The organism is Bacillus sp. P14.5, assembly GCF_003316765.1.
Taxonomy (GTDB): domain Bacteria; phylum Bacillota; class Bacilli; order Bacillales; family Bacillaceae_B; genus Rossellomorea.
On sequence record NZ_NIJF01000088.1, the window covers coordinates 16,470 to 38,800 of the forward strand.

Here is a 22,331-nt window from a genome sequence, read left to right on the forward strand (position 1 = left end):
TTTGTCTTTCTACAAGGCTCTTTTCGTAAACTTTGCTGCCAAGAAAGAAAAGAGCTTCTCCCTCCGTTAAGAGAGCAAAACCTTAGTATCAAGGGGGAAATCCGGCTCTTGGGATTTTTCAGAAAGCAACAATACGCGAAAAAACCTTCTACAAAGCACGATAATCCAGAACAAAGATCATGAAACCTTTTCCTCTATCATTCGTAAATTAATTGGGAGAGAAGAATACGTAACATAGAAAAGTTTAGACAGGAGAAAACAGATGGAATTGTTTATATTCAGTGTTTTTACAACACTCATTATCTTTATGACTGCATATTTTTTAGTAAAATTATTTAATATTGCTTATAAAAGACAGGTGATTACCATCAGGAAGTTCAGAGTGCTGTCTTTGACGGTTATTGGGTTTGCTGTATTGATTACTTCGATTCTTCCCTTCTTTTATCACAAATTAATTAACGTTCTCTTATAAAGTATTGAACTGAAAGGGTGACCTTCTAATGAGATATTTAAAATGGATGTATATAGTAATGGCTGTCATGGTGTTTGTGAATCTTGGAAGTGAATACGTACTGGACGGCGAGTACTCAGCGATTGCCAGCTGGCTTACAGCTGCACTATTTTTCTTTGGTACATTATTTTATATTAATGCCAAATACTATCTGACAAAAAAGTAACACATCACAAGGGAAACTTGTATCCAAGGATGATGGAGGTGCTGGTTATGATCAGGATGACTAAAAAAGTGAATGGCAAGCTTTTATTCTGGGAAGTCTGGCAGGAATTTAATAAAGATATAACCATTCAACATGGAACAGTAGGCGCAATCGGAGAAGTGGAAAGCAGGAGGGTGAAGTTATTCCAAAAAGCTGAAAAAGTGATGGAAGGATTAGCACAAGAAAAAGAACAGGCAGGCTTTCAATACCTTCCAGAAGATGAATTATTTCAGGTCGTTGTCCAATGTAAGTTCGATGGAAGTAAAAATAGGGAAGAAATACTGGAAATGAAAGATGAAATGGAGTACATATTGAATGAAGCATTAGGATCAACCGGCAATGGAGCTTGTTATGAAGGAAGCATTGAAAACGGAAGAATGTCCATCATGAATTACGTAGTAGATGTTGAGATAGCTGGCAGGACCATTAAAGAAGCATTTATGAAAAATGATCAGTTCACAGGTGAATGGACCACTTTCTACTTCAATACAGAAGAGGGGCAGGAAGTCCTTTTAGATAAAGGCAGGAAGGCTTAGTGAAAAGGGGCATCAGTTTAGAACTGCCCAATGAATATGGAACGTTTCTAAGCGAGATATTAAAGCCGATCGATATCACTGCCTATAACTGGAAGATTGGAGCCGGGGAATCATATAAAGTAATTCATGATAAATTAGGAGAAGATTTTTTTGATGCTAGAAGGGTGATGACAGGTGCCCAACTAGAAAAACACCTTAAGCTGTCCCGGCAATACCTCATCTTTGTTGATCTAAAGGCCTTCAACGGTATACGGATTGAAGACATTCACACATATGAAGGCTTTCTGGAAAGCAGCTGTGAAATCATCCTGCTGGTAGTGGACAGCTGTGATGTGACAATTTACTGCAAAAACCAGGTTAAACTTGAACTTCTTTATGAAAATTCCAGACAGTTAGGTTTTCATCAAGTAAGTTATATCACTGACGAGAGTGATACCAGAACTAGTCTATCAGCTTGGTGAGAGTGAGGAAGAATGCACATAAGCTTTATAAAAGCAGCATCAAATTAAAGTAAATACAGTTCTAAGCCCTTAATTTCCTCTCTGTAACTGAACAAAGATATCCGTAATGATTTTTGAAAGCGTAAATATGACAATATAGCCCAAGAAAAGATAAAGATAAGGAATATCGATATAGAATTTTAAAAAGAAGTGCATGTTCAGAATGGGCTTGAAGATGAATGAAAGGCCTGCACTTAACAAGAGCATGTAAAGGTAGTAGTTCTTCTTGTTATTCAAAATCCATTGGTACATTAGGATAAAGATTACCGGTATCAAAGAGGCATCCAAACTTACATTATTAGCCAGAAAGATCATCCATTGATAGGGGTACTGCCAAAGCGCGTTGTTAATCCCGAATTTATCTATATAACCAAGCCAGACATGAATGTTAAAACCATAAAATCCGAGCTGGAGAGCTTTGCTTTTATCAATTTTATAATATAGGAAAATAAGAGGTGCAAAAAAAAGGATGACCTGCAGCCAAAACTGCCATGTATCAAAGGAAGAGTACTGATGCCAATACTCAATCCAGTTTTCTGTAAGGTCTTTTTGTTTTTCGTTGATTATATTGATCCTGTCATTTTGTTTAGTCAATTTAGGTCACCTTTTTTTATTTTTTCTATTTTTTCCCGAGGTTCTCATTTCATGCATGTTTTCCCGATTCAGGCTTTTTGTTTTTTTGGTAATTATAAAAATTTCTAAATTATGGATGTTTTATTAGTTTTTTTGAGCAGTAACAGGCTGGCCGGAAACTTTCCTGTTTTTAAAATTGTTAAAAGGTATCAGCTGGTTCCCCAAAATATCTGCTCAGAAAAAAACTTTTGCTGTCCAGAAAGTAAAGCCCTTGTAAAAAGGCGGCTTTTTAAAAATTAACTCAAAGGAGTGTCATCATGATTAAGTTCGTTGAAAAGCTGCAGCCGTTTTTAGAAGGAAGTCCCGTGATCAAAATTTTCGAAGATGAAACATTCAATGAAATTGTCAATGTGGAATCAGGAGATGTCTTGGGATATGTTCATTTTGAAGATGGCAGGTTCACGGGTTTCGAAAGGCTTGAGGCCGACGATGGGGAGGAAAAGCAATTTGTAAACCCGCCCAATAAAAATAAAATGCTTGAAACGGCACAATTGTTTGCGGATACATTTATAGAGCGCGACGTCCACTTTAGCATGCTGAATGAATGGAGTGAGAATCATTTTATGGTCACCTATGAAGAACGTGACCCAACGCTGGGGCTGCAGCTTCCTCATACCGGTTTCACCCTCAATTATACAAGCGACGGGATTCTAACATCAGCCCACATAGGTCAAACGGAATTTAGGCTGGAATATCCGGATATCAAGATTTCCAGTGAGGAAGCAAAAAGGACCTTGAGAAAAGCGAATTATGTTGAACTGGGACTTCACATCCCTTTCTTGGATGAAGATGAATCACGTCCCGAGTTGATTTATCGTCCGAGCCACGACATCATGAGCATTGGTGTGGATGGGAGAATTGAAAGAGCAGCTGAATTTTTGGGAACTGAAGAACTCTCCACTGAAAACATTCCCTTGGTACAGCCAACCAGTTCAGTAGAAGAAATGCTTGGAGTAAATGATGACTTGGAAAAAAGAGCAGACGAAGAGGGTTCAGTCATCTGGATAGATCCGGCTGCCGATACAACTGAAAATGAGGAGGCAGAAGCGCTTATTTCTATAACCTCCAACGAAACCGGTCATTTCAGTTTTTCTAATGTGACTTTTGAAAAGCAGAAAGATGCATTTCCCCTATCAATGGAGATGCTGAAAAAGAGAGCATTGGAAATTCTGGAACTGGCAGAAGGAACAATACATGAAAAATTTGTATTGGAGAAACCAATCTTAGTGGAGTTCACTGAAGAGGTAGATGGCTTTTGTGAGGATGCTCCTAAAGGAATAGAAGAAGATGAGATTTATCCTGAACCTGAACCCACCCAATTGTTCTCATTTTACCGAGTACATCATGGATTTAGACTTGAAGGGATGGAAGCTTATGTCCACGTGGGACTTTACACGGGGCTGATTAGGGAGTGCTCGGTTACTCGTTTAAGTCCTGAGCAGGCTGCCAAGTTGGAAAAGTTGGATATGAAACCACTGATAACCTTACAAGAAGCGGAAGACAGGGTTTTTGATGAAATGGAAATGAAGCTCGCCCGCTGTGTAAAGAATTTTGATGACGCAGAGGTATTTACACTTTGCTACTTGGTTGATTTTCCGGGTGAAAAAGGGCACATCGAGAAGGTCAATGCGCACACAGGGGAAGTCAGTTATGTTGAAACAGGAATTATAAAAGAGAGTAATTGATATAGATGAAGCCGCGGGTTATCTCATGAGGGAGAGCTGTTACGGCAAAACTCGTCGTTACATGTCTTTGCAGAAGTAGAGTAACTCATGTATCTAGATTGGCTTAGTGGATACATGTCTTTGCTGAAAAAGAGTGACTTATGTATCCAGAGTCGCTGTCTGGATACATGTCTTGGCTGAAAAAGAGTCGCTCATGTATCCAACGTGGTCTAGTGGATACACGTCTTGGCTGAAAAAGAGTGACTTATGTATCCAGGATCGCTTAGTGGGTAAATGAGTCCTGTGAAAAAGAGCCACTCATGTATCCAGAGTCGCTGTCTGGATACATGTCTTGGCTGAAAAAGAGTGACTTATGTATCCAGGATCGCTTAGTGGGTAAATGAGTCCTGTGAAAAAGAGCCACTCATGTATCCAGAGTGGCTTAGTGTATACATGAGTCCTGTGAAAAAGAGCCACTCATGTATCCAGAGTCGCTGTCTGGATACATGTCTTGGCTGAAAAAGAGTGACTTATGTATCCAAGTTGGCTTAGTGGATACACGTCTTGACAGAAAAAGAGTCACTCATGTAATCAACGTGGTCTAGTGGATACACGTCTTGGCTGAAAAAGAGTCACTCATGTATCCAGGTGGCCATAGTGGGGACATGTCTTGGCTTAAAAAGAGTCGCTCATGTATCCAGAGTCGCCTAGTGGATACATGTCTTGGCAAGAAAAAGAGTCACTCATGTACCCAGGTGGCCATAGTGGGGACATGTCTTGGCTTAAAAAGAGTCGCTCATGTATCCAGAGTGGCTTAGTGGATACATGAGTCCGCTAAAAAAGAGCCACTCATGTACCCAGAGTCGCTGAATGGATACATGTCTTGGCAGAAATAGAGTCGCTCATGTATCCAGATTGGCTTAGTGGATACATGAGTCCGCTAAAAAAGAGCCACTCATGTACCCAGAGTCGCCTAGTGGATACATAACTCCGCTGAAAAGGAGTCACTCATGTACCCAGAGTCGCTGTCTGGATACATGTCTTTGCAGAAAAGAAGTCACTCATGTACCCAGAGTCGCTGTATGGATACATGTCTTGGCAAAAAAAGAGCTACTCATGTAACCAGGTTCGCTCTGTGGCTGCATGTCTGCGCAGAACTGCAGTCTTTATATATAAAAGAGAAATACTGCATCCGGACAATTTCTAAAGTGCAGGCTGCACCGAATAAACTATTCCTGATAACCACATTTAAAAGGGATAGGGGTGGCATGATGTTTTCGGTAACGGAGATGCGCACTTTTGAATTATTTTCAGTCCCTCATATCACTGTGCTTTTGCTTTTTGGGGCGGTATCAATATGGATGGTCGTCTTCAGGGATGTCTTAAGGCCTCATCAGTCATTCATCAAGTGGACACTAGTCAGCATATTAGTCCTTAGTGAGATTTCTGCACAAATCTGGGTGATTACCACCAATCAGTGGGAATTGGGAAACTTGCCTCTTCACTTATGTTCGATTAGTACATTTATTGCTATTTTCTTATTCTTTAACCCGAATAAGAAAGCGTTTTACTTGTTGTTTTTTATCGGATTTCTTCCGCCAATCTTAAGCATGGTAACTCCTGAAGTATTTTACCAATTCCCTCATTACCGTTTTATCAAATACTTTCTTCATCACTCCGCCATCGCCTGGTCAGTGCTATATTTCATCCTTTATGAAGGATATCGTGTTCCGAAGAAAGCTGTGCTGACCGGTTTTCTATTGCTGAATCTGCTCGCAGTGCCCATTTACTTCATCAATCTGCTTCTCGACACGAATTTCTTCTATTTAGCCGATCCTACAGAATCTAAAACCATCTTGTCCTTCTTTGGTTCAGGTATTTGGTATTACATTAACCTTGAAATAGCTGCCCTATTACTGTTTTTCCTAACCTATTTGCCGATGGGCCTTTTGGAAAAGAGGGAGAGGGAAAGAAAACGGGGCTTGCCTGCACCTTACGATAACTAGGAATACATTAAAAATAATCAGGCCTGCTCTCCTTTTAATAGACTATTACGACCCATTGCCGCTGGTGAGCGGGCTTTTCCTTTTGGATGATATTTTTTATTCTCATTTATTATAAATGTGGTAAAATTAGGATATCTATTAATCTTGAAAACTAACTTGGTATAGAGGTGTATTATGCTTTTTCAAAAAGGCTCGTTACTAGTTCGTCCCTTGGAAAGCAAGGATAGTGGCGTTTTACAAAAATGGCTTTCGGATCCGCGGGTCCTGGAATTCTATGAAGGAAGGGACAACCCGTTTGATTTGAAGAAGGTTGAGCAGGTGTTTTTTGATTCAGACGATGAAGAAGTCAAATGCTTAGTTCAGTTCAATGAGACTGCGATTGGGTACATCCAATACTACCCCCTGGACCACGAGGCGGCAGCTGAGCATGGGTACAGCGGTAAAAAGGTATATGGAACTGACCAGTTCATTGGAGAGCCAGAGTTTTGGAATAAAGGGGTGGGTACCCTGCTGGTATCCTCAATGCTTGAATTTCTGAAGAACCAAAAAGGTGTGGAAATCATCGTGATGGATCCACAGGTGCGAAATACCAGGGCAATTAGCTGCTATGAAAAATGCGGCTTCAAAAAAGTTAAGGTGCTTCCTGAAAATGAATTGCATGAAGGAGTGTACCAGGATTGCTGGCTGATGGAATTACGATTTTGATTTCAATTTCATGTTAGTGTAATTTGCATTGAAGGTTTAATAGAAGTATCTTTTCAACCAACTTCCTATTCAGAAAGGATCAAGATGAAGATACTATTGGAATTATTTCGAATCCTATTCCTGTTCTTGATTTTGGGCGCTTTATTAGGTGGAGCGATGAATTTAGTCTACGCTGCTCTGGGGATGAAAGTGGAAGGAACCAATGGCGGGTGGTTAGTTAGTTCCGCTATTTTGATTTTTCTATTTATTTTATACAAAAACAAATTTCAATTTACCGGTTTCTATCGAGGAGAAGGAAACGTTAAATTATCGAGAGGTTTGACGGTGCTTTTAGTTTCAGGTTCAGTTATCCTGGTGGTATTGGCTCCTTTTTTTCAGTGATTATTCCAAAAAACTTTTTCTGATAGGGATAGATATTCATGAACGGCCGAAGTCTCATTGGGACTTTGGCTCTTTTTGTGGGAATTTTCCCGGTTACTGAGGTATTTCTTTCTAAACTGGGATATATGATCATTCTTTAAGTGCTTATAAAGTTTGCTGATTCATGTGGTGTGCCTCTTAAAACGATAATGCTTCATTTCAGAAACCGAATAATGCATTCTGATTTCAGGGCATAAGTACAATCACTATATAACCTTGCTACATACTGTATAAGTATAGAGATATTGCTCTAAGAAAGGAGGAATAATAATGAGTTGTTACGGCGGATATGGATACGGCGGCGGTTATGGCGGCGCAGGGTCAACATTTGTGCTGATTGTTGTTCTGTTCATTTTGTTGATCATTGTAGGAGCAGCCTATACTGGCGGCAATAATTGCTAAAAGCCCAAAAACCAAAAAAGGAGTGCCTTCGGGGGCTTCTTTTTGTTTACAATAATAAAATCCCCAGTGAAAGGGGATTTTTACATCATTGAAAAAGGAGATATGGGATCGGATAGTACATAGTATGGAATGATGCATAAAGAGAGCAGGCTGATAACCTGAAGGACAAGCCTCTTTTCAAAAAACATCTTTTAAAACTCGATAAGAACCCTCTTCTTATGTACTCATAGAAGAGGGTTCCTAAGGTGGTCAGTTACTGCTTCATAAAAAACAGGCCTAAACAGACCTGCCGTTCATTTTCTTAAATGATTAATAACCGTAACCGCCGCCATAGCCGCCACCAGCCCATGAAGCACCAATGATTATCAAAAGAATGAACAACACTACAAGTAAAGCGAAGCCAGCGTTATATCCATAACCTTCTTGACCCATTCAACACACCTCCTTCTTCCATCATGGAATAGTGTATGTTGGGGCAAACTTCGAGGTTCGTAAGGAATGTTTTAGCTTGAATTTAATTGAATAATGACATTTTCATTCATTCAGTAATTTCATAGCCATACTACTAAACTAATATTCAGCCGGAATACTAATAAGCAACTTCGGGTTAAAACAGCAAGAATATTACACTATCCACCTAGAAGGGAGTGATTATTGATGAGTAATTATCAATAAATATTTATTGATTTTCGATAAAAAATAAGGTAAAATCATTTTGAGAATATTAATGTGAGGTGCTTAATGTGAAACGTGAAACCCTTTTTTTAAAGGCAGCCCTGTTTTTTATAGGAATTCCGGTGCTCGCTCTATGTATATTTGCTCTGCCGGTCATGGTAAAGTGGGGATTGGAAAGCAATTCAGAGTGGAGCTGGGTGCTTTATGGAATTGTTATTTTGATGTATGGGTCTGCGGTTCCATTCTACTTTGCCTTATTTCAGGCCTTTAAGCTCTTACAGTATATTGATGGAAATAAAGCTTTTTCTGAACTATCAGTAATGGCCTTGAAAAAATAAAATTATGTGCCGCCTCCATTAGTATTTTATATATAGCCGGCCTGCCGCTTTTCTATATCTTTGCAGAAATAGACGATGCCCCGGGTGTAATCTTGATAGGGTTGATCATTGTCTTTGCATCAACCGTGATTGGTGTGTTTGCTGCAGTGCTTCAAAAACTGTTAAAGAACGCCATTGATATAAAATCGGAAAATGATTTAACGGTCTGAGGTGAATGTTATGGCAATAATAATCAATATTGATGTGATGCTGGCTAAAAGGAAGATGAGTGTAACTGAACTATCAGAAAAAGTAGGAATAACCATGGCCAATCTTTCCATTCTAAAAAACGGGAAGGCAAAAGCGGTCAGGTTTTCAACCTTGGAAGCTATTTGCAAGGCATTGGATTGTCAGCCAGGGGATATCCTGGAATATAAAGATGAAGACCACCAGAATGGATAAGAAAAATCCCCCTGCATAAGGATTTATACCCCGTTCGGTTCAGAGGGAGAAACCAATAAATTGCAAGGTAATTTGCGGTACAATTTGCATAGCATTTTGTATCGCCATTTTTATTGATACAGCAATGTTTTGGGTGATTATGTGTGTGAATTTTCATGCTAATTTGCAGCCCTATTTGTAGTACATCATAAATTTATGCTGTCTCGCAATTTAGGCTGCGTTTTATGTAACAATTTTACCGTCAGAGTCAATACACCACCCGGCTTATGATAAGCTAAGGTTAACAGAATTTTCTAAATGGCGGGCTACCACTGATATTTCATTAAAGGGCAGGCTGGTTGAATAAGAAGGTCGGCAATAAAGTTTTAATTTGTTCCTGCAAGGAGGTGTATTCTATGAACTATCTTTTATTCATTTTAGCGATTTTCGTTTTGTTGTTCGCCTTGAGAAAAGTCTCTATGATTAAATATTCCAAAAAGCATTCTGCTTTAATAGATGTTCAGCAAAATGCAAAATCATTATTATGGGGAGTTTTAGTGATTTCTGCAATTATATTTATTCCTTATCAAGTTTGGGTTTTAACTGGAAAATCTCATTACTTTGATGCAGTATACATTATCGGCGGAACGGCTCTTTTAACCATAGCTCTAAGTTTTATTTATTATTATAAAAGTGCAGTGAAATATAACTAACGGTTTCGTTTGCCGAACAAGCAGTCGCCCCTGCATTTTTCAATTATTGGGCAGTATTATTGAATAACTGAAACTTTGCAATATGTATACGTAAAATTATAAAAAGTCTTTTTAGGAGGTGTTATCTTTGATAAAAATTATTGCTGCTTTGGCAGTTCCCATCCTCACAATAGTATCGTGGTTAGCGATTGGGTATTGGTCAAAATCAGCCGAGGATTTGGAGAATGAAACAAGAAACAATGACAATGAGGATTGAATTAGACACTTGGCGTTTGCAACATACTGCGAACGCTTTTCTGTTCTTCAATTAAAGGGCAGGTTAATTAAACAGACTATAAGGTTGGAGTTTCGGCTTTTAGGATTTTAAGGTACTTAGAAAGGATATTGGTTATGAGTTTGAGGAATAAAATCATTAGTTCACTTCTCGTGATGATAGGTTTTATCTTTACTTATATGGCGTTTCAAAGTAATTACAATAAAATAGGTTACTATTTCGTGGCTTTTTATAATTTTCTTCTTGCTTTTTTAGTTACAAAAAAACAAGAGTAAATGGATAGAGGTACTTTAATTGAAAATGCGACTGTTCTGTTAAACGGCTTTAATTGAATAACACATCAGAAAGAGGCACTGCAATCAATATCCGCATCGCCCCTTTTTTTAAAACAATTTCGCATTCGTTTTACACTTCAAAACCGCTTGCAAAACCCTGTGCATTTTCTCCTGCAAAAGCAATTGCAAATATGCTTTTTCTCTCTCTCAACCGAACGGGTTATAAGGATTTAGCAGGGGGCTTTTTTGCCAGGTACTGTTCTAAATGGCCAATACGGTTCGTTAACCTGAAGGGGTGGCTCATTGGTTGGGCATCGACTATTATGTATTAATCCACATGGCGAATTAGCATAAAAACTCTAGAAATATTCTCCGTAATAGATATATGTAATATATGAAACCACCAGAGTATAGATAAGGGAAACTCAAAATGGAGGCGATTGAAAAACTTTTGTCTCTTTGTCTTCCACTAAAGCTCTATATCCAGGACCATGACAAGCAAATTTGCCTGTAGTTATTAATACTCCAATTACCAGGGTCCATTCCATAAATGGACGTCCTGTTTTTAAAAAAGCCCAGTAAGGCAATCCCATCAGTAAGATCAAAGTAAACAATATTGAAGCCATCCTCAACGAAAGATTAATCACCATCTGCCTAACCCCTTATTTTTTGGAATTTTCTATCATTAGAAACCATTTTGCTATAATAACATTAAGGTTAGAGGTACTATTCAAAAACTCTCAAGCATAATTGTTTTATAATGTTACATAAATCAAGTATCATTAATATTAAGTAACATAACGGAGGTCTTCAATGGAATTTGTAGAGCCGATCAAAAATACTTGTCATATACATAAAATAAAAAAATACCTTCATTGTCATTCTCAGAGGGACTTCCTGTTTTTCGTGTTAGGAGTGAATACCGGAATCCGGATCAGTGATCTTCTTCAGGTAAGAGTGAAGGATGTCTGGGACGGAGAAAAGGCGAGAGAGTTTTATACTCCTGCTGCAGGGATTGAAAATTCATTTTATTTAAATAAGGTCGTAAGGACTGCCCTGGTTGATTACTTGGCAGAATCCTCTTTGAACGCAGAAGATTACCTCTTTAAATCAAGGAAAAATGAATTTCCCATCACCCGCCAGCAGGCATACCGGATCATCAATAAAGCCGCGCAGGAAGCAGGGGTTGAAGGGAAAATCGGCACTCATACTCTTCGAAAGACATTTGGCTATCATGCTTATAAGAAAGGCATCGCAGTATCCATCCTCCAAAAGATCTTCAATCACGCTACAGCATCGGAAACCTTGAAATACATCGGAATTGACATCTATACCGAAGAACCAATCAGGGTAGACGTTAATCTTTAAGGCAGCGAGGTGCGTAAGGAATTCATGGAAAATCCTATTCTCAGTTCTGATTATTTCATCTTAATGGCAGCTCTGTTATTGGTCACAGGTGTACTTACAACTAAATTCTCTACACGGCTCGGTGTTCCGGCGCTTGTCCTATTTATCCTTGTAGGAATGCTTGCGGGAAGTGACGGGCTGGGCTTGATTTACTTTGATAATGCTGAATTGACACAGCTCATAGGTGTTCTTGCTTTAGTGATGATTTTGTTTGAAGGGGGCCTGCAGACGAAAATTTCGACAGTGAAATCTGTAGCCAAGCCCGCCTTATCGCTTGCTACACTCGGTGTCCTTGTCACCACTTCAGTCGTCGCAGTGGCAGCGAAGCTCATATTAGGAGTTTCCTGGCTGGAAGGATTCCTCTTTGGTGCCATTGTCGGTTCGACGGATGCCGCGGCTGTATTCGCCGTGCTTAAAGGACAGAATGTTAAAGGGGAACTGGGTTCAACCTTGGAGGTCGAATCGGGAACAAATGACCCTATGGCAGTCTTTTTAACGATATCATTTATTGAATTATTGACCGTGGAAGACCCGTCTTATCCCTTAATTATCGGTTCTTTTTTCTGGCAAATGGGGCTGGGATTGATATTAGGGATCCTATTTGGAAAATTGGCAGCACGATCGATTAATAATATTAATCTTGATTCCAGTGGACTGTATCCGGTTTTTGCCATGGCGTTTGCTCTTTTAGCTTACAGTATAACCGATTTGTTCAACGCCAGCGGACTCTTAGCAGTATATGTAGCGGCCATGCTGATCGGAAACTCGGAACTGACTTATAAGCACTCCATATTCAAATTTAACGAAGGCTTTGCATGGATGATGCAGATACTTATGTTCATCATCTTGGGATTATTGGTGTTTCCATCTCAGCTCTTTACCTGGGATGTTGTATTAAAAGGGGTCCTGCTGTCAGCGATCCTCATCTTGATAGCAAGGCCGGCAGCTGTATTTCTTTCATTAGTCAAAATGGACTTCGATGTTAAGGAAAAGATTTTTCTATCCTGGGCAGGGTTGAGAGGTGCTGTCCCGATTGTTTTGGCAACATTCCCGTTAATCGCAGGAATCGAAAACTCACCAATGATCTTTAATGTTGTATTCTTCGTTGTCTTAACTTCAGCGCTGATTCAAGGGTCGACAATAGCCACTTTTGCTGAAAAACTCGGGTTAACCGGTCCGAAAAAAGTAGAGCCCGTCCATTCACTGGAATTGGTTTCAATCGGGAAAGCCAATGCTGAAATCATCGAAGTCGAAGCAAACGAAGAAACGCCTATCGTCGGCAAAAGCTTGATACAGATTGATTTTCCAAAAGACGTATTGATCAATGCCATCATAAGGGGCAGTGAGTTGGTTACACCTTTTGGGGAAACAGTCATTGAAAAGGGAGATGTCCTTTATATTCTAGTATCCAGAAGCAGCAAGAGAGAATTAAAGAAAATGCTAAATATTGAAGATTAATAACGGGGGGAGAAATGAATGAACGATGAAGCGATAAAGCAGCAGTTAAAATCAGAACTGCAGCACCAGAAAATGAGTACAAAGAAAATCATCAAACGAGCCTTTTTCGTCTTATTGGGAGCCATCATGATGGCATTGGGAATCGAAGTTTTCCTTGTTCCCAATATGATCATGGACGGCGGGATTGTCGGTATTTCCATCATATTATACAACCTGACAGGCATAAAACTGGGTGTATTTATTTTCCTATTGAACATCCCGTTTTTCTTTCTGGGGTATAAGCAAATCGGAAAGACATTCGCGGTTTCCACGGTCTTTGGGATTACGATTCTTTCTCTGGCAACCAATTACCTTCATACTGTAGCAGCTTTCACATCCGATATGCTGCTTGCCACAGTGTTCGGTGGAATTGTCCTGGGAGCGGGAGTCGGACTGGTCATCCGATACGGAGGCGCACTTGATGGCAGTGAAATACTGGCCATTCTTTTGAATAAAAGGTTTCCTTTTCCGTCGGCGAATTCATCATGCTGTTCAACGTGTTCATTTTCACCTGGGGAGGATTTGTCCTCGGCTGGGACAGGGCGATGTATTCGGTACTCGCTTATGTCATCGCATTTAAAACCATCGACATTGTCATTGATGGATTCGATGAATCGAAATCCGCCTGGATTATCAGTGATAAAGACCAGGAAATCGGAGATGCAATTTTGGCAAGGCTCGGCCGTGGAGTTACCTATCTCAAAGGAGAAGGCGGTTATTCCGGAGACGATAAAAAGTAATCTTTTGTATCGTCACACGTCTCGAAGAAGCCAAACTTAAATCCATTGTCGAAGAGATGGATCCCACAGCGTTCCTGGCAGTCGCCGATATCAATGAAGTCCGCGGCGGCAGGTTTAAAAAGAGGGATATCCACTAATGGGACCTTTAAAACTCGTCTAAATTGGCGAGTTTTTTATTTAGAAATGTCTTTGGAGCTTCTAGAGACCCGTGCGGTTGAAAAGTGTGTATGATGGGTCTCAAGTAGACTTCTAGAGACCCAAGGCTTTTGGAAAATGTTGAGAGAGGGTCTCAAGGAAGGTTCTAGAGACCCAAGGATGTTGGAGAATGAGGAGATTGGGTCTCAAGGGAGCTTCTAGAGACCCGAGAATGTTGAAAAATGTGTATGATGGGTCTCAAGGTAGCTTCTAAAGACCCGAGGATGTTGAAAAAATATGATAGAGGGTCTCAAGGAGGCTTCTAGAGACCCAAGAATTTTGAAAAATGAAAAGAGAAGGTCGCAAGAGAGCTTCTAGAGACCCGAGGATGTTAAAAAGTGAGAAAAGAAGGTCTCAAGGAAGCTTCTAGAGACCCGAGGATGTTAAAAATGAGAAAGAGGGTCTCAAGGAGGCTTCTAGAGACCCAGGAATTTTGAAAAATGAAAAGAGAAGGTCTCAAGGGAGCTTCTAGAGACCCGAGAATGTTGAAAAATGTGTATGATGGGTCTCAAGGAAGCTTCTAGAGACCCGAGGATGTTGAAAAAATATGATAGAGGGTCTCAAGGGAGCTTCTAGAGACCCAAGGATGTTGAAAAATAAGAATGATGGGTCTCAAGGAAACTTTTAGAGACCCGAGGATGTTAAAAAATGAGAATAAGAGGTCTCTAGGGAGCTTCTAGAGACCCGAGGCGTTCGAAAAATGAGAGTAATGGGCCTAAAGAAAGCTCTTAGAGACCCAAGCCGCACGAAGTTTGAAAAGAAAGGCCTCAAGAAGTTTTGTATAGAACAATCTTCTTGCTTATGGCGTTCTCATTCGAAATCTGCTTAAATAGCAGCCTATTAAGTACATCAATTAAAATACTGTAAGAATAGGAGTGGACATTTTGAATATCAGTACAGGTATGTTTCTAATGATGACTGCATCTCATTTAATACAGGTGTCACTGCTGATGGCTATTTTTTCTTCTATCTATCTCAAAAGCAAAAGAAATGGATATTTCAGTTTAGTTTTTATTTTTGTATTGTATTGGTTTCAATTATTCCGAGGTTTTTCAATTTCATATGTTTTAGGTATCAGTTTTTTGATCATCATTATCGCCATGGGAATCGTGTCATTTTTTGTTATTCGCCGAAAAAAAGATTCCCGAAACTAGGAAAATAGATTCAACCAGGCTCGTCAATAGACGAGTCTATTTTTATAGGACCCTCTTTAAGAAATCTTTAGAAAAAGGCTGGGAGCCAAGAGCATGAAGAGCTTTCCCAATGGCTGCGAGTCCATGCTAACACTATAAACGCGGTTCCATATTTCTATATGGAGTTTAAAAACTTAATGAAAACAAAAGTAGTGGAAAAGCCTTGTCCGTTTAAACCTGTTACACACTAAAGCTAGAAGATATTGAAAGAAACATCACTGCCCATCAACCCTGCTAAATATACTAAGCGACCTCTAACTCTGCTGAAAAACCCTTATGCCTCAACCTTCTCTTTCAAAACCCACTGACTAATCATGCCCGCTGCAAATCCTGCAGCAATCGGCACCAGTGATATTTCAGTATAGGAGAATGAAAGTTTGAATGTTAGAACTTCAATCCTTGCAAAGTATCCTATGAGGTAAAGTACAGTCATTGTGGCAAATGAGACGATCAGTGGAATCCAGTCACGTTTCAATGTTCTTCCCTCCATTTCTTTTCCAATAGTTTTGATAACTTCCAAGGAATTCCTTTTCCTTTTAAGGTAATTCTATTTTATATCTTTTATGAGAAATATGGGTAAAAAATCCTAGAAAGAGAACGATATATAGATAGAATACCAGATTTTTTTCTTCTAAGTACTACTATACTAGCTGCTGCAAAAGGGGTTTATGTTAGTGTCCAAAAATAATAATGACATTAAAAAGGGGAAGAGGACTGGAGCTGCCAGGAATCTGCATAATATATATAAGGCTTTCTTTCACAATCACCAGGATGTGGTTTTTGTTTTGGATAGCAAAGGGAACATTGTGGAATCCAATAATGCCTTTTTGAAATATACAGGTCTTTCCGAAGATGAATTGGCCGGACCTTTTTTTCGTTTTCTGGCATCTGATTATCAGGAAACGGCCAGAGAAAAATTCGAATTAGCTCTATCAGGAGAAACAGTCAGTTACGATGTGGAGTTTAGCTGCGATTCGGGTGACAGGGTGGATCTGCGAATGACCCATTCGCCTATCAATGATGGAAGCGGAATAACTGGTGTGTTTGGGATCGCTAGGGATGCCACAGAATTTAAATTGTTTGAAGAAAAACTTTCTCGGACCCAGGAGGATCTCGATTTTGTCCAAGTTGTTGGAAACGTCGGTAACTGGGAGTATGATGTAGAAACACAGGATGCGTATTGGTCCGAGCAGTTGTATCGGATTTACGGTTTGGAGAATAACGGAAATGTTACTCCTTCTTTAGAAAATTATTATTCGATGGTGCACCCTGAGGATAAAGAAGTGTTTAAAGAGGCCTGCATGAATGCTTTTTATACAGGAGCATGTTTCAGTATGGAATATAGAATAGTTAGAAGAGACGGAGTTGAACGAATTGTCCATGAACAGGGGAATACTATTGTAGATGAGGATGGCACAGTGACACGGATGATAGGTACTGTTCATGATATTACTGAATATAAGCGGACAGAGGCAAAGCTTCAACAAAGTGAGGCACAGGCTGAAATGATTTTTAACAGCTTGAATGAAATCATTTGGTCCATAGATATACGGAACAGGAAAGTTTTGTTCTGTTCAGATGAATTTGAAGATGTGTGCGGCTATAAATTGGAAGACCTTATTAGAACACCCTCACTCTGGGATGAAATTATCTATCATGAAGATGCCAAGAAAATCCGCGCCATCATCGCCGATATCCGAATGGGCAAAGAGATTTTTGAACAGTACCGTCTGCGCCATTTCTGTGGTGACTTAAAATGGATTGATGTCAAAGCCATTCCTACCTGTGATAAGGAGGGAAACCTGATCCGTCTGGATGGAATCATGTGGGATATCACAGACAAGAAAAAGTCGGAAGAAAAGCTTCATAACGCGGCATTTCATGATTACTTGACCCAGCTTCCGAACAGAAGACGATTTGAAGAATACATTGAAGAACAAATCGAATATCACCGGAAGAGCGAGCAGCCATTCGCGCTCCTATATATGGATCTCGATCGTTTTAAATTCATCAATGACCGCCTCGGACATTTTGTCGGTGACGAACTCTTGAAGCAGGTGACAGAAAGGCTGAGGAATCGATCAGGAAACCAATTTGTCGCAAGGCTTAGCGGAGATGAGTTTGCCGTCTGCCTGCCGGAATTGAGAACTCCTGATGAACCAGTGAACGTGGCACAGCAGCTTATTGACATTTTAGAAAAACCTTTTCAATATGGTGACTATGATTTGTTTATTTCAACCAGTATCGGCATTAGTATTTTTCCAAAGGATGGGGAGGACGCTGACTCTCTTGTGAAAAACGCTGATACCGCCTTATCGTATGCCAAGGGAAATGGCAAGAATACATACCAGATTTATACCAGGGAGATGAACCAGGAATCCTACCGGAAGTATTGTCTGGAGAGGGACATGAGGATAGCGGTCCAACAAGATCAGTTCAGGGTGCATTTTCAGCCGAAGGTGAATGTGAAAACGGAGGAAATCATAGGAGCTGAAGCGCTGCTCAGGTGGGAGCATGAAGAATGGGGAAAAATTTCTCCTGCTGAATTCATTCCCATTGCGGAAGACAGTGGATTCATTACCGAAATCGGGATTTGGGTTTTGCAGGATGTCTGCCGGCAATTAAAGGAATGGTCGAAAAATGGACTGCCGATCGTTCCGATATCCATTAATATATCTCCGCAGCATTTCTTAAAGAAGGATGTGGTCGAGCTGGTCCAATCCAATGTAGCCCGGTTCGATATTGACCCAGCGTGGATCGAGCTGGAGATAACTGAAACTTCTTTGATTCATTACTCTGAAATTGTCCAGAAAACGATGTCATCTCTTAAAGCCATGGGAGTAAAAATATCTTTGGATGATTTCGGTACAGGATATTCCGCTTTGTCGCAATTGCAAAATTTTAAATTCGATACTCTGAAAATCGACCAATCCTTCATTAAAAATGTTCCAGTAAAAAGGGAAGATTCCGTCATCACGAAATCCCTGATTGAACTGGCACATGGCCTTGGACTCAATGTGGTAGCAGAAGGAGTGGAATCGGAAGAGCAGCTTGATTTCCTGCACCACAATAATTGTGACCATATCCAGGGATACATCTACAGCAAGCCGATAGCGGGCAGCGAATTTGAAAAAATGATGGTGAAAAGGTATATACAAAGGTCTCAGAAATAAAGTATATTAGGAATATGCTGGAAATAATATTTGTGAGGTGCAAGATGAATAAGTCGCTGGAACAGTTGCAGTTTGAGGTGATCAAAGAATCGAAAAAAGGATATCCGATCCTGCTGGCAGGGTCGATCGTATTTTTTGTATTCACGTTTCTGCCTTTCTTCCTGCCCATCGAAGCAGTCCAATTAATCTGGATTTTCGGTTTGGGCGCAATTTTTCCTTTGGGGTTATTACTCTCCAAGCTGTTGGGTGCCAATCTATTCACGTCCAAGAACGAGTTAGCCACATTGGGAGGAATCGTTGCTTTTCCTCAAGCTTTCTTTATTCCGGTCTTTATCCTTGTTCATTCCCATATTCCGCAGTATCTGCCATTTACCATTGGATTACTGGCAGGCTCGCATTTCCTTCCTTATATGTGGATTTACAAAAGTAAGGCTTACTTGGTAGTTACTTTAGGGGTCTGCCTGCTGTCACTCGCTTTAGGCGGATTATTAACAGATCAGGCGTTCACCATCGTTCCCATTGCGATTTCCCTTACTTATCTTTTGGGTGTCTTCCTGATATTGAAGGAATTGAAAGAAGGAAAGGCGGATTTAACTCCTCCAATAGAAGGAACAGTGTAATTCAGCTATAGAATTGAAGGGTTAAAATCATACGTGATTTTAACCCTTTTTCTCCTTCTTTTGAAGCTTCCTTTATGTATTGGAATTATAGAGGCTCATGAAATTCGGTCTAAGAAAAGAAGCAGATAACTTCCTGCACATAGAAAAATGGCAGTTCTGGCAATGATAAGAATTGAACCTTCAAAAGCAGTCAATTCTCCTTTCCTCTTCATTTTTTTAACTTTTCGGTAAAAGTAGAATGAACATAGAAGCAGGATTACTGCAGATAGTTCAAAGAGATTGTTCAGGAATGCTAGCAAAAAATCAGTTCCTTTCCGAAATAAATTTTAGATAGTAACCCAAAGTAATACATTGGCAGGGGATGGTTGGAATTGGGAGATGCTTTCATTATAAAGCAAGAATTATTTAATCTTACAGTCTGCCAATCTGTTTCAGTAAAACCAAATACTTATTATGTAGTTTCAGCAATCATATTCTTAGGAGAACAATGACATGAAAGAAGCGCTAACTTTTACTATTAAACTCGAAGAACCACTTTTAAAACAAGACTATCACAAGATCAATAAGAGAGAGGCTGTACGTGCAGTCATCTTAAAAGATAATAAAATTCTTTTAGTCCAATCACGAAAAGGAGATTATAAATTTCCAGGCGGCGGGATGGAAGGTGACGAGACCCATTCACAAGCGTTGAAGCGCGAGGTTGCAGAGGAAACGGGATATACAAACATTGAGGTGATAAAAAACCTGGGAAGGGTCCTTGAAGAAAAATCCGATGAGTTTGTAAGCAATTGTTTATTTAGTATGTCTTCAACCTATTATCTTTGTAGATTAGCAAGTGAAGAAACGGATACAATGAATTTGGATGAATACGAAGCAGATCTGGACTTTGTACCAGTGTGGATAACAGTAGAGGAAGCAATAGTTTTAAATGAGGCACTGATACATAATACAAAAAACAACTCATGGCTGAAACGTGAAACCCTGGTTCTAAAAAGGTTGAAAGAAGCAAAGGCATGAATTTCTGTGAAGGATGAATGGAGGGAGTCTTCTACGCGTTAAAGCACGAAAAGGGACAGTCCCTCTTCGTGCTCTAACGTGCAAAAGTGCAGGTTGAAATCTACCATTTTTTACTTCAGATATTGCGAGACTAACACGTAGGCTCTTTCTCTAGTGAGAGTAGCCTGTGTCGCTATATATTCCAGAGTCTCCGTGGAGCCTCCTTCATACTTCAGGGATGCTTCTTTAGCTTTAACATCTCTTTGGTCGACCCATTCCCGTTGTTCTTCTCTCAGGCTGTCCATCTCTTCCTGCCTAAGCTGCTCCTGCAGAATTCCATAGATTTCATTCATCTCATTGTCCCACTTCTTAAACCGTTCCTGCTCTTGTTCTTCCATCTCAACCATCGTATCTTTAGCTTCTGCATAACGGTCTTCTTCTTCCATCTTGCTAAGTTTTTCAAGGTATTCTGTCTTCGTTTTTTCAGCCGTCACATTTTCGTCAGTGGCTTGTTCTGTCCCTTCACTACTTGATTCGTCAGATGTATTACTTTGCTCAGTTTGTTCTTTTTCTTCATCAGAATCCGGTGTCGATTCTGAAGCTCCTTCATTTTTATCAGTATCAGCTGCGTCATCAGCAGCATTTTGAGAAGAGCTGATATCGGAATTTTGGTTGCCAGGCGAAGCATTCGACTCTTCGGTTGAATTACCGCAGGCAGCTAACAAGAGCGGCAGTGACAGTGTCAGGATAATAAGCTTTCGTGAGTTCATTTAAAGACCCCCTATGTATTTGCGGAAATTCCTTCTACTTTGGCAGTCAAATGGAATTTCTCTAACAAATGTAATACTAACATAAAAGTGTATATTGAAATTTATAAAAGTTTGTGAAGTTATATGTTCATTAAAGGTAACTTGGTTTTCGGAAGGGAGAGGGAAGAACATAACTCTCGTACCCACTAGCTCGAAGTGAGGAGCTGCCGGATCCAGGCCTTTGGAGGAATAATGAGCCAGGAGCAGCAATATTTTTTTGAAAACTCATAATTTATTGAAAGGACATGTAAAAAAATACAAAATAATGCAACCTTTTTGAAGTTGAATCGTCTCACTACTAGCGGCTTAGTGATGGGGAGTTTTAAATATGGCAAGGAAACCTTTAAAGGTTATAGAGGATGTATATAACGAGCATTATGTTTACCTGAGGAACTTTTTAATGGGACTGACAAGGGATAGTGAACTGGCCGATGAAATCATTCAGGAATTATTTGCGAAGATTCTTTTGACTCCATCTCAGGTATTTAAGGTTCGCTATATGAAAAGCTGGCTTGCAAGAGGAGCTAAAAATACGTTGCTGGACCATTATAAAAAAAGAGACCTGCCTTGTTGAACGATGACTCCATTATCGAAGCCCTGTTAATCGAAAATAACACTCCTGAAAGCAAAGTTGTCGCCAAGCATGAGTTGGAAGCCATCATGAGTTCTTTGTCTTCAACTGATAAAGCTATTATTCTGGCAAAAGAATATTACGGCTACAATTATCAGGAAATCAGTGACCTGATGGATATTCCGATTTCCACTCTAAAGTCAAAGGTCTTCCGAATAAAAAAGCAGATTGCGAGAGAAGGTGATTAGGTGAATGATCAAGAGAAAATCCATCATTTATGCAAGGAACTGATCCCGCTCATGGACGACGTAGATCACTTTACAAAAGATATACTTATGGATCATATTCAGGAATGCAGGACATGTCAACAATCTTACGCCAAAATCAATGAATTTAGTGAGAACTTTTCATCCCCAAAAGTCCAGGAAGAAGTAGAGATACCGCCGCTGAAAAAATTGGCTCAATTCAATACTGGCCTCAAAATCTTATTGATTGGAATAAGGGTGGTAATCCTATTTTACTTAATTTTTTCAAGTCTCAAATTTTCTGATGGAATGTCCCTGTCTGAAACAACAATTCAACATTTGGAAGCAGGAATCTTTCTGTTCTATTTTCCGACAGCGATTTTCTTAACGGTTTTTTCTTTTATTTTTTTCAATAAGAAATGGAGCTTTTTCTCATTATGTTTGGATATTCTGGTGATTACCATGACAACTGTATTTCTAAGATGGTTATTTATATAAGGCTCTTTTCGAAAACTTTGTAGCTGTTTAATACTAATTCACGAGAAAAACAAGCTTAATTCTCAGGAATAAGCTAGTTAACATGATAAGGAAAGAGCTGATCCCTCTGA

26 protein-coding genes and 2 pseudogenes are annotated in these 22,331 nt (G+C 39.7%); 23 read left to right on the forward strand and 5 right to left on the reverse strand.

The window, feature by feature from the left end; genetic code table 11:
* Positions 1 to 262: 262 nt before the first annotated feature.
* The 4 genes from B9Z54_RS16530 to B9Z54_RS16540 are packed head-to-tail and all read left to right on the forward strand — an operon-like array spanning position 263 to position 1,713.
* Positions 263 to 472 carry a hypothetical protein gene (locus B9Z54_RS16530; protein ID WP_113929442.1) on the forward strand — a complete coding sequence of 70 codons (210 nt, stop codon included), beginning with the start codon at positions 263 to 265 and terminating at the stop codon, positions 470 to 472.
* A gap of 28 nt (positions 473 to 500) precedes the next feature.
* On the forward strand, positions 501 to 677 hold the full coding sequence (locus tag B9Z54_RS25305) for a hypothetical protein (protein WP_205207729.1): 177 nt from the start codon (positions 501 to 503) through the stop codon (positions 675 to 677).
* Between the two features lie 47 nt (positions 678 to 724).
* Positions 725 to 1,252: a hypothetical protein gene (locus B9Z54_RS16535; protein WP_113929443.1), complete on the forward strand. Its 528-nt coding sequence runs from the start codon at positions 725 to 727 to the stop codon at positions 1,250 to 1,252.
* A complete protein-coding gene (locus B9Z54_RS16540; RefSeq protein WP_113929444.1) occupies positions 1,252 to 1,713 on the forward strand; it encodes a DUF2691 family protein in 462 nt (153 codons plus the stop codon). Before B9Z54_RS16535 ends, B9Z54_RS16540 begins: the two co-directional genes overlap by 1 nt.
* 69 nt (positions 1,714 to 1,782) lie before the next feature.
* On the opposite strand, the gene B9Z54_RS16545 is transcribed toward B9Z54_RS16540, so the two are convergent.
* Positions 1,783 to 2,346 (reverse strand): hypothetical protein, encoded by a 564-nt coding sequence (locus tag B9Z54_RS16545; RefSeq protein WP_113929445.1) that lies wholly within the window; start codon positions 2,344 to 2,346, stop codon positions 1,783 to 1,785.
* A 296-nt stretch (positions 2,347 to 2,642) separates the two neighbouring features.
* Between B9Z54_RS16545 and B9Z54_RS16550 the strand changes: the two genes are divergently transcribed.
* The 5 genes from B9Z54_RS16550 (at position 2,643) to B9Z54_RS16570 (ending at position 7,582) form a co-directional block, all read left to right on the forward strand.
* Positions 2,643 to 4,070: a hypothetical protein gene (locus B9Z54_RS16550; RefSeq protein ID WP_113929446.1), complete on the forward strand. Its 1,428-nt coding sequence runs from the start codon at positions 2,643 to 2,645 to the stop codon at positions 4,068 to 4,070.
* Between the two features lie 1,061 nt (positions 4,071 to 5,131).
* Positions 5,132 to 6,055 carry a YwaF family protein gene (locus tag B9Z54_RS16555; protein WP_240189977.1) on the forward strand — a complete coding sequence of 308 codons (924 nt, stop codon included), beginning with the start codon at positions 5,132 to 5,134 and terminating at the stop codon, positions 6,053 to 6,055.
* Positions 6,056 to 6,229: 174 nt separating this feature from the next.
* Complete coding sequence (locus B9Z54_RS16560; protein WP_113929447.1) at positions 6,230 to 6,760, forward strand: GNAT family N-acetyltransferase; 531 nt, start codon at positions 6,230 to 6,232, stop codon at positions 6,758 to 6,760.
* 84 nt (positions 6,761 to 6,844) lie between these two features.
* Positions 6,845 to 7,141: a hypothetical protein gene (locus B9Z54_RS16565; protein ID WP_240189978.1), complete on the forward strand. Its 297-nt coding sequence runs from the start codon at positions 6,845 to 6,847 to the stop codon at positions 7,139 to 7,141.
* A 309-nt stretch (positions 7,142 to 7,450) separates the two neighbouring features.
* Positions 7,451 to 7,582: a YjcZ family sporulation protein gene (locus B9Z54_RS16570; protein WP_113929449.1), complete on the forward strand. Its 132-nt coding sequence runs from the start codon at positions 7,451 to 7,453 to the stop codon at positions 7,580 to 7,582.
* A 309-nt stretch (positions 7,583 to 7,891) separates the two neighbouring features.
* Here B9Z54_RS16570 and B9Z54_RS16575 read toward each other — a convergent pair whose 3' ends face one another.
* Entirely contained in the window at positions 7,892 to 8,014 is a 123-nt protein-coding gene (locus tag B9Z54_RS16575; RefSeq protein WP_113929450.1) for a YjcZ family sporulation protein, read from the reverse strand.
* Positions 8,015 to 8,325: 311 nt separating this feature from the next.
* Here B9Z54_RS16575 and B9Z54_RS16580 point away from each other — a divergent pair.
* The 4 genes and pseudogenes from B9Z54_RS16580 to B9Z54_RS26240 all read left to right on the forward strand — a co-directional run bounded on the left by B9Z54_RS16580 (position 8,326) and on the right by B9Z54_RS26240 (position 9,984).
* Positions 8,326 to 8,804: pseudogene (locus tag B9Z54_RS16580) on the forward strand (DUF2975 domain-containing protein).
* A gap of 10 nt (positions 8,805 to 8,814) precedes the next feature.
* Positions 8,815 to 9,036, forward strand: coding sequence for a helix-turn-helix domain-containing protein (locus B9Z54_RS16585; RefSeq protein ID WP_113929451.1), 222 nt, complete (start codon positions 8,815 to 8,817; stop codon positions 9,034 to 9,036).
* Between the two features lie 395 nt (positions 9,037 to 9,431).
* Complete coding sequence (locus B9Z54_RS16590; protein ID WP_113929452.1) at positions 9,432 to 9,728, forward strand: hypothetical protein; 297 nt, start codon at positions 9,432 to 9,434, stop codon at positions 9,726 to 9,728.
* A gap of 127 nt (positions 9,729 to 9,855) precedes the next feature.
* Positions 9,856 to 9,984 carry a hypothetical protein gene (locus B9Z54_RS26240; RefSeq protein ID WP_275887820.1) on the forward strand — a complete coding sequence of 43 codons (129 nt, stop codon included), beginning with the start codon at positions 9,856 to 9,858 and terminating at the stop codon, positions 9,982 to 9,984.
* A gap of 718 nt (positions 9,985 to 10,702) precedes the next feature.
* Here B9Z54_RS26240 and B9Z54_RS16595 read toward each other — a convergent pair.
* The gene (locus tag B9Z54_RS16595; protein ID WP_113929453.1) at positions 10,703 to 10,927 is read right to left on the reverse strand and encodes a hypothetical protein; all 225 of its coding nucleotides are present in this window, start codon (positions 10,925 to 10,927) and stop codon (positions 10,703 to 10,705) included.
* Between the two features lie 163 nt (positions 10,928 to 11,090).
* On the opposite strand from B9Z54_RS16595, the gene B9Z54_RS16600 reads away from it, so the two are divergent.
* The 4 genes and pseudogenes from B9Z54_RS16600 (at position 11,091) to B9Z54_RS16615 (ending at position 15,270) form a co-directional block, all read left to right on the forward strand.
* Positions 11,091 to 11,645 (forward strand): tyrosine-type recombinase/integrase, encoded by a 555-nt coding sequence (locus tag B9Z54_RS16600; protein WP_113929454.1) that lies wholly within the window; start codon positions 11,091 to 11,093, stop codon positions 11,643 to 11,645.
* A 24-nt stretch (positions 11,646 to 11,669) separates the two neighbouring features.
* Positions 11,670 to 13,142 carry a potassium/proton antiporter gene (locus B9Z54_RS16605; RefSeq protein ID WP_113929455.1) on the forward strand — a complete coding sequence of 491 codons (1,473 nt, stop codon included), beginning with the start codon at positions 11,670 to 11,672 and terminating at the stop codon, positions 13,140 to 13,142.
* Positions 13,143 to 13,214: 72 nt separating this feature from the next.
* Positions 13,215 to 14,058: pseudogene (locus B9Z54_RS16610) on the forward strand (YitT family protein).
* Positions 14,059 to 15,000: 942 nt separating this feature from the next.
* Positions 15,001 to 15,270, forward strand: coding sequence for a hypothetical protein (locus tag B9Z54_RS16615; protein ID WP_113929456.1), 270 nt, complete (start codon positions 15,001 to 15,003; stop codon positions 15,268 to 15,270).
* Positions 15,271 to 15,583: 313 nt separating this feature from the next.
* On the opposite strand, the gene B9Z54_RS16620 is transcribed toward B9Z54_RS16615, so the two are convergent.
* Positions 15,584 to 15,829, reverse strand: coding sequence for an ATPase (locus B9Z54_RS16620; protein WP_240189979.1), 246 nt, complete (start codon positions 15,827 to 15,829; stop codon positions 15,584 to 15,586).
* A 154-nt stretch (positions 15,830 to 15,983) separates the two neighbouring features.
* Between B9Z54_RS16620 and B9Z54_RS16625 the strand changes: the two genes are divergently transcribed.
* From B9Z54_RS16625 to B9Z54_RS16640, 3 genes are all read left to right on the forward strand, one after another.
* Positions 15,984 to 18,482, forward strand: a complete 2,499-nt coding sequence (locus B9Z54_RS16625; protein WP_162785267.1) for a sensor domain-containing protein — start codon at positions 15,984 to 15,986, stop codon at positions 18,480 to 18,482.
* 44 nt (positions 18,483 to 18,526) lie between these two features.
* Positions 18,527 to 19,102 carry a DUF7010 family protein gene (locus tag B9Z54_RS16630; protein ID WP_113929458.1) on the forward strand — a complete coding sequence of 192 codons (576 nt, stop codon included), beginning with the start codon at positions 18,527 to 18,529 and terminating at the stop codon, positions 19,100 to 19,102.
* Between the two features lie 492 nt (positions 19,103 to 19,594).
* Positions 19,595 to 20,119 carry an NUDIX domain-containing protein gene (locus B9Z54_RS16640; RefSeq protein WP_113929460.1) on the forward strand — a complete coding sequence of 175 codons (525 nt, stop codon included), beginning with the start codon at positions 19,595 to 19,597 and terminating at the stop codon, positions 20,117 to 20,119.
* Between the two features lie 110 nt (positions 20,120 to 20,229).
* On the opposite strand, the gene B9Z54_RS16645 is transcribed toward B9Z54_RS16640, so the two are convergent.
* The gene (locus tag B9Z54_RS16645) at positions 20,230 to 20,868 is read right to left on the reverse strand and encodes a lysozyme inhibitor LprI family protein (protein WP_113929461.1); all 639 of its coding nucleotides are present in this window, start codon (positions 20,866 to 20,868) and stop codon (positions 20,230 to 20,232) included.
* A gap of 367 nt (positions 20,869 to 21,235) precedes the next feature.
* On the opposite strand from B9Z54_RS16645, the gene B9Z54_RS25830 reads away from it, so the two are divergent.
* From B9Z54_RS25830 to B9Z54_RS16655, 3 genes are read left to right on the forward strand one after another with little or no spacing between them, the layout of a single operon-like run.
* The gene (locus B9Z54_RS25830; protein WP_240189980.1) at positions 21,236 to 21,481 is read left to right on the forward strand and encodes an RNA polymerase sigma factor; all 246 of its coding nucleotides are present in this window, start codon (positions 21,236 to 21,238) and stop codon (positions 21,479 to 21,481) included.
* Entirely contained in the window at positions 21,475 to 21,726 is a 252-nt protein-coding gene (locus B9Z54_RS25835; RefSeq protein ID WP_240189981.1) for an RNA polymerase sigma factor, read from the forward strand. Before B9Z54_RS25830 ends, B9Z54_RS25835 begins: the two co-directional genes overlap by 7 nt.
* On the forward strand, positions 21,727 to 22,221 hold the full coding sequence (locus B9Z54_RS16655) for a hypothetical protein (protein ID WP_113929462.1): 495 nt from the start codon (positions 21,727 to 21,729) through the stop codon (positions 22,219 to 22,221).
* The last annotated feature ends 110 nt before the right edge of the window (positions 22,222 to 22,331 follow it).

Bases quoted from the DNA above. Each gene is read 5' to 3' on its own strand.
- B9Z54_RS16530 (WP_113929442.1), top strand. From the start codon at position 263: ATGGAATTGTTTATATTCAGTGTTTTTACAACACTCATTATCTTTATG.
- B9Z54_RS25305 (WP_205207729.1), top strand. From the start codon at position 501: ATGAGATATTTAAAATGGATGTATATAGTAATGGCTGTCATGGTGTTT.
- B9Z54_RS16535 (WP_113929443.1), top strand. From the start codon at position 725: ATGATCAGGATGACTAAAAAAGTGAATGGCAAGCTTTTATTCTGGGAA.
- B9Z54_RS16550 (WP_113929446.1), top strand. From the start codon at position 2,643: ATGATTAAGTTCGTTGAAAAGCTGCAGCCGTTTTTAGAAGGAAGTCCC.
- B9Z54_RS16555 (WP_240189977.1), top strand. From the start codon at position 5,132: ATGGATACATGTCTTGGCAAAAAAAGAGCTACTCATGTAACCAGGTTC.
- B9Z54_RS16560 (WP_113929447.1), top strand. From the start codon at position 6,230: ATGCTTTTTCAAAAAGGCTCGTTACTAGTTCGTCCCTTGGAAAGCAAG.
- B9Z54_RS16565 (WP_240189978.1), top strand. From the start codon at position 6,845: ATGAAGATACTATTGGAATTATTTCGAATCCTATTCCTGTTCTTGATT.
- B9Z54_RS16570 (WP_113929449.1), top strand. From the start codon at position 7,451: ATGAGTTGTTACGGCGGATATGGATACGGCGGCGGTTATGGCGGCGCA.
- B9Z54_RS16575 (WP_113929450.1), bottom strand. From the start codon at position 8,014: ATGGGTCAAGAAGGTTATGGATATAACGCTGGCTTCGCTTTACTTGTA.
- B9Z54_RS16585 (WP_113929451.1), top strand. From the start codon at position 8,815: ATGGCAATAATAATCAATATTGATGTGATGCTGGCTAAAAGGAAGATG.
- B9Z54_RS16590 (WP_113929452.1), top strand. From the start codon at position 9,432: ATGAACTATCTTTTATTCATTTTAGCGATTTTCGTTTTGTTGTTCGCC.
- B9Z54_RS16595 (WP_113929453.1), bottom strand. From the start codon at position 10,927: ATGGTGATTAATCTTTCGTTGAGGATGGCTTCAATATTGTTTACTTTG.
- B9Z54_RS16600 (WP_113929454.1), top strand. From the start codon at position 11,091: ATGGAATTTGTAGAGCCGATCAAAAATACTTGTCATATACATAAAATA.
- B9Z54_RS16605 (WP_113929455.1), top strand. From the start codon at position 11,670: ATGGAAAATCCTATTCTCAGTTCTGATTATTTCATCTTAATGGCAGCT.
- B9Z54_RS16630 (WP_113929458.1), top strand. From the start codon at position 18,527: ATGAATAAGTCGCTGGAACAGTTGCAGTTTGAGGTGATCAAAGAATCG.
- B9Z54_RS16640 (WP_113929460.1), top strand. From the start codon at position 19,595: ATGAAAGAAGCGCTAACTTTTACTATTAAACTCGAAGAACCACTTTTA.
- B9Z54_RS16645 (WP_113929461.1), bottom strand. From the start codon at position 20,868: ATGAACTCACGAAAGCTTATTATCCTGACACTGTCACTGCCGCTCTTG.
- B9Z54_RS25830 (WP_240189980.1), top strand. From the start codon at position 21,236: ATGGCAAGGAAACCTTTAAAGGTTATAGAGGATGTATATAACGAGCAT.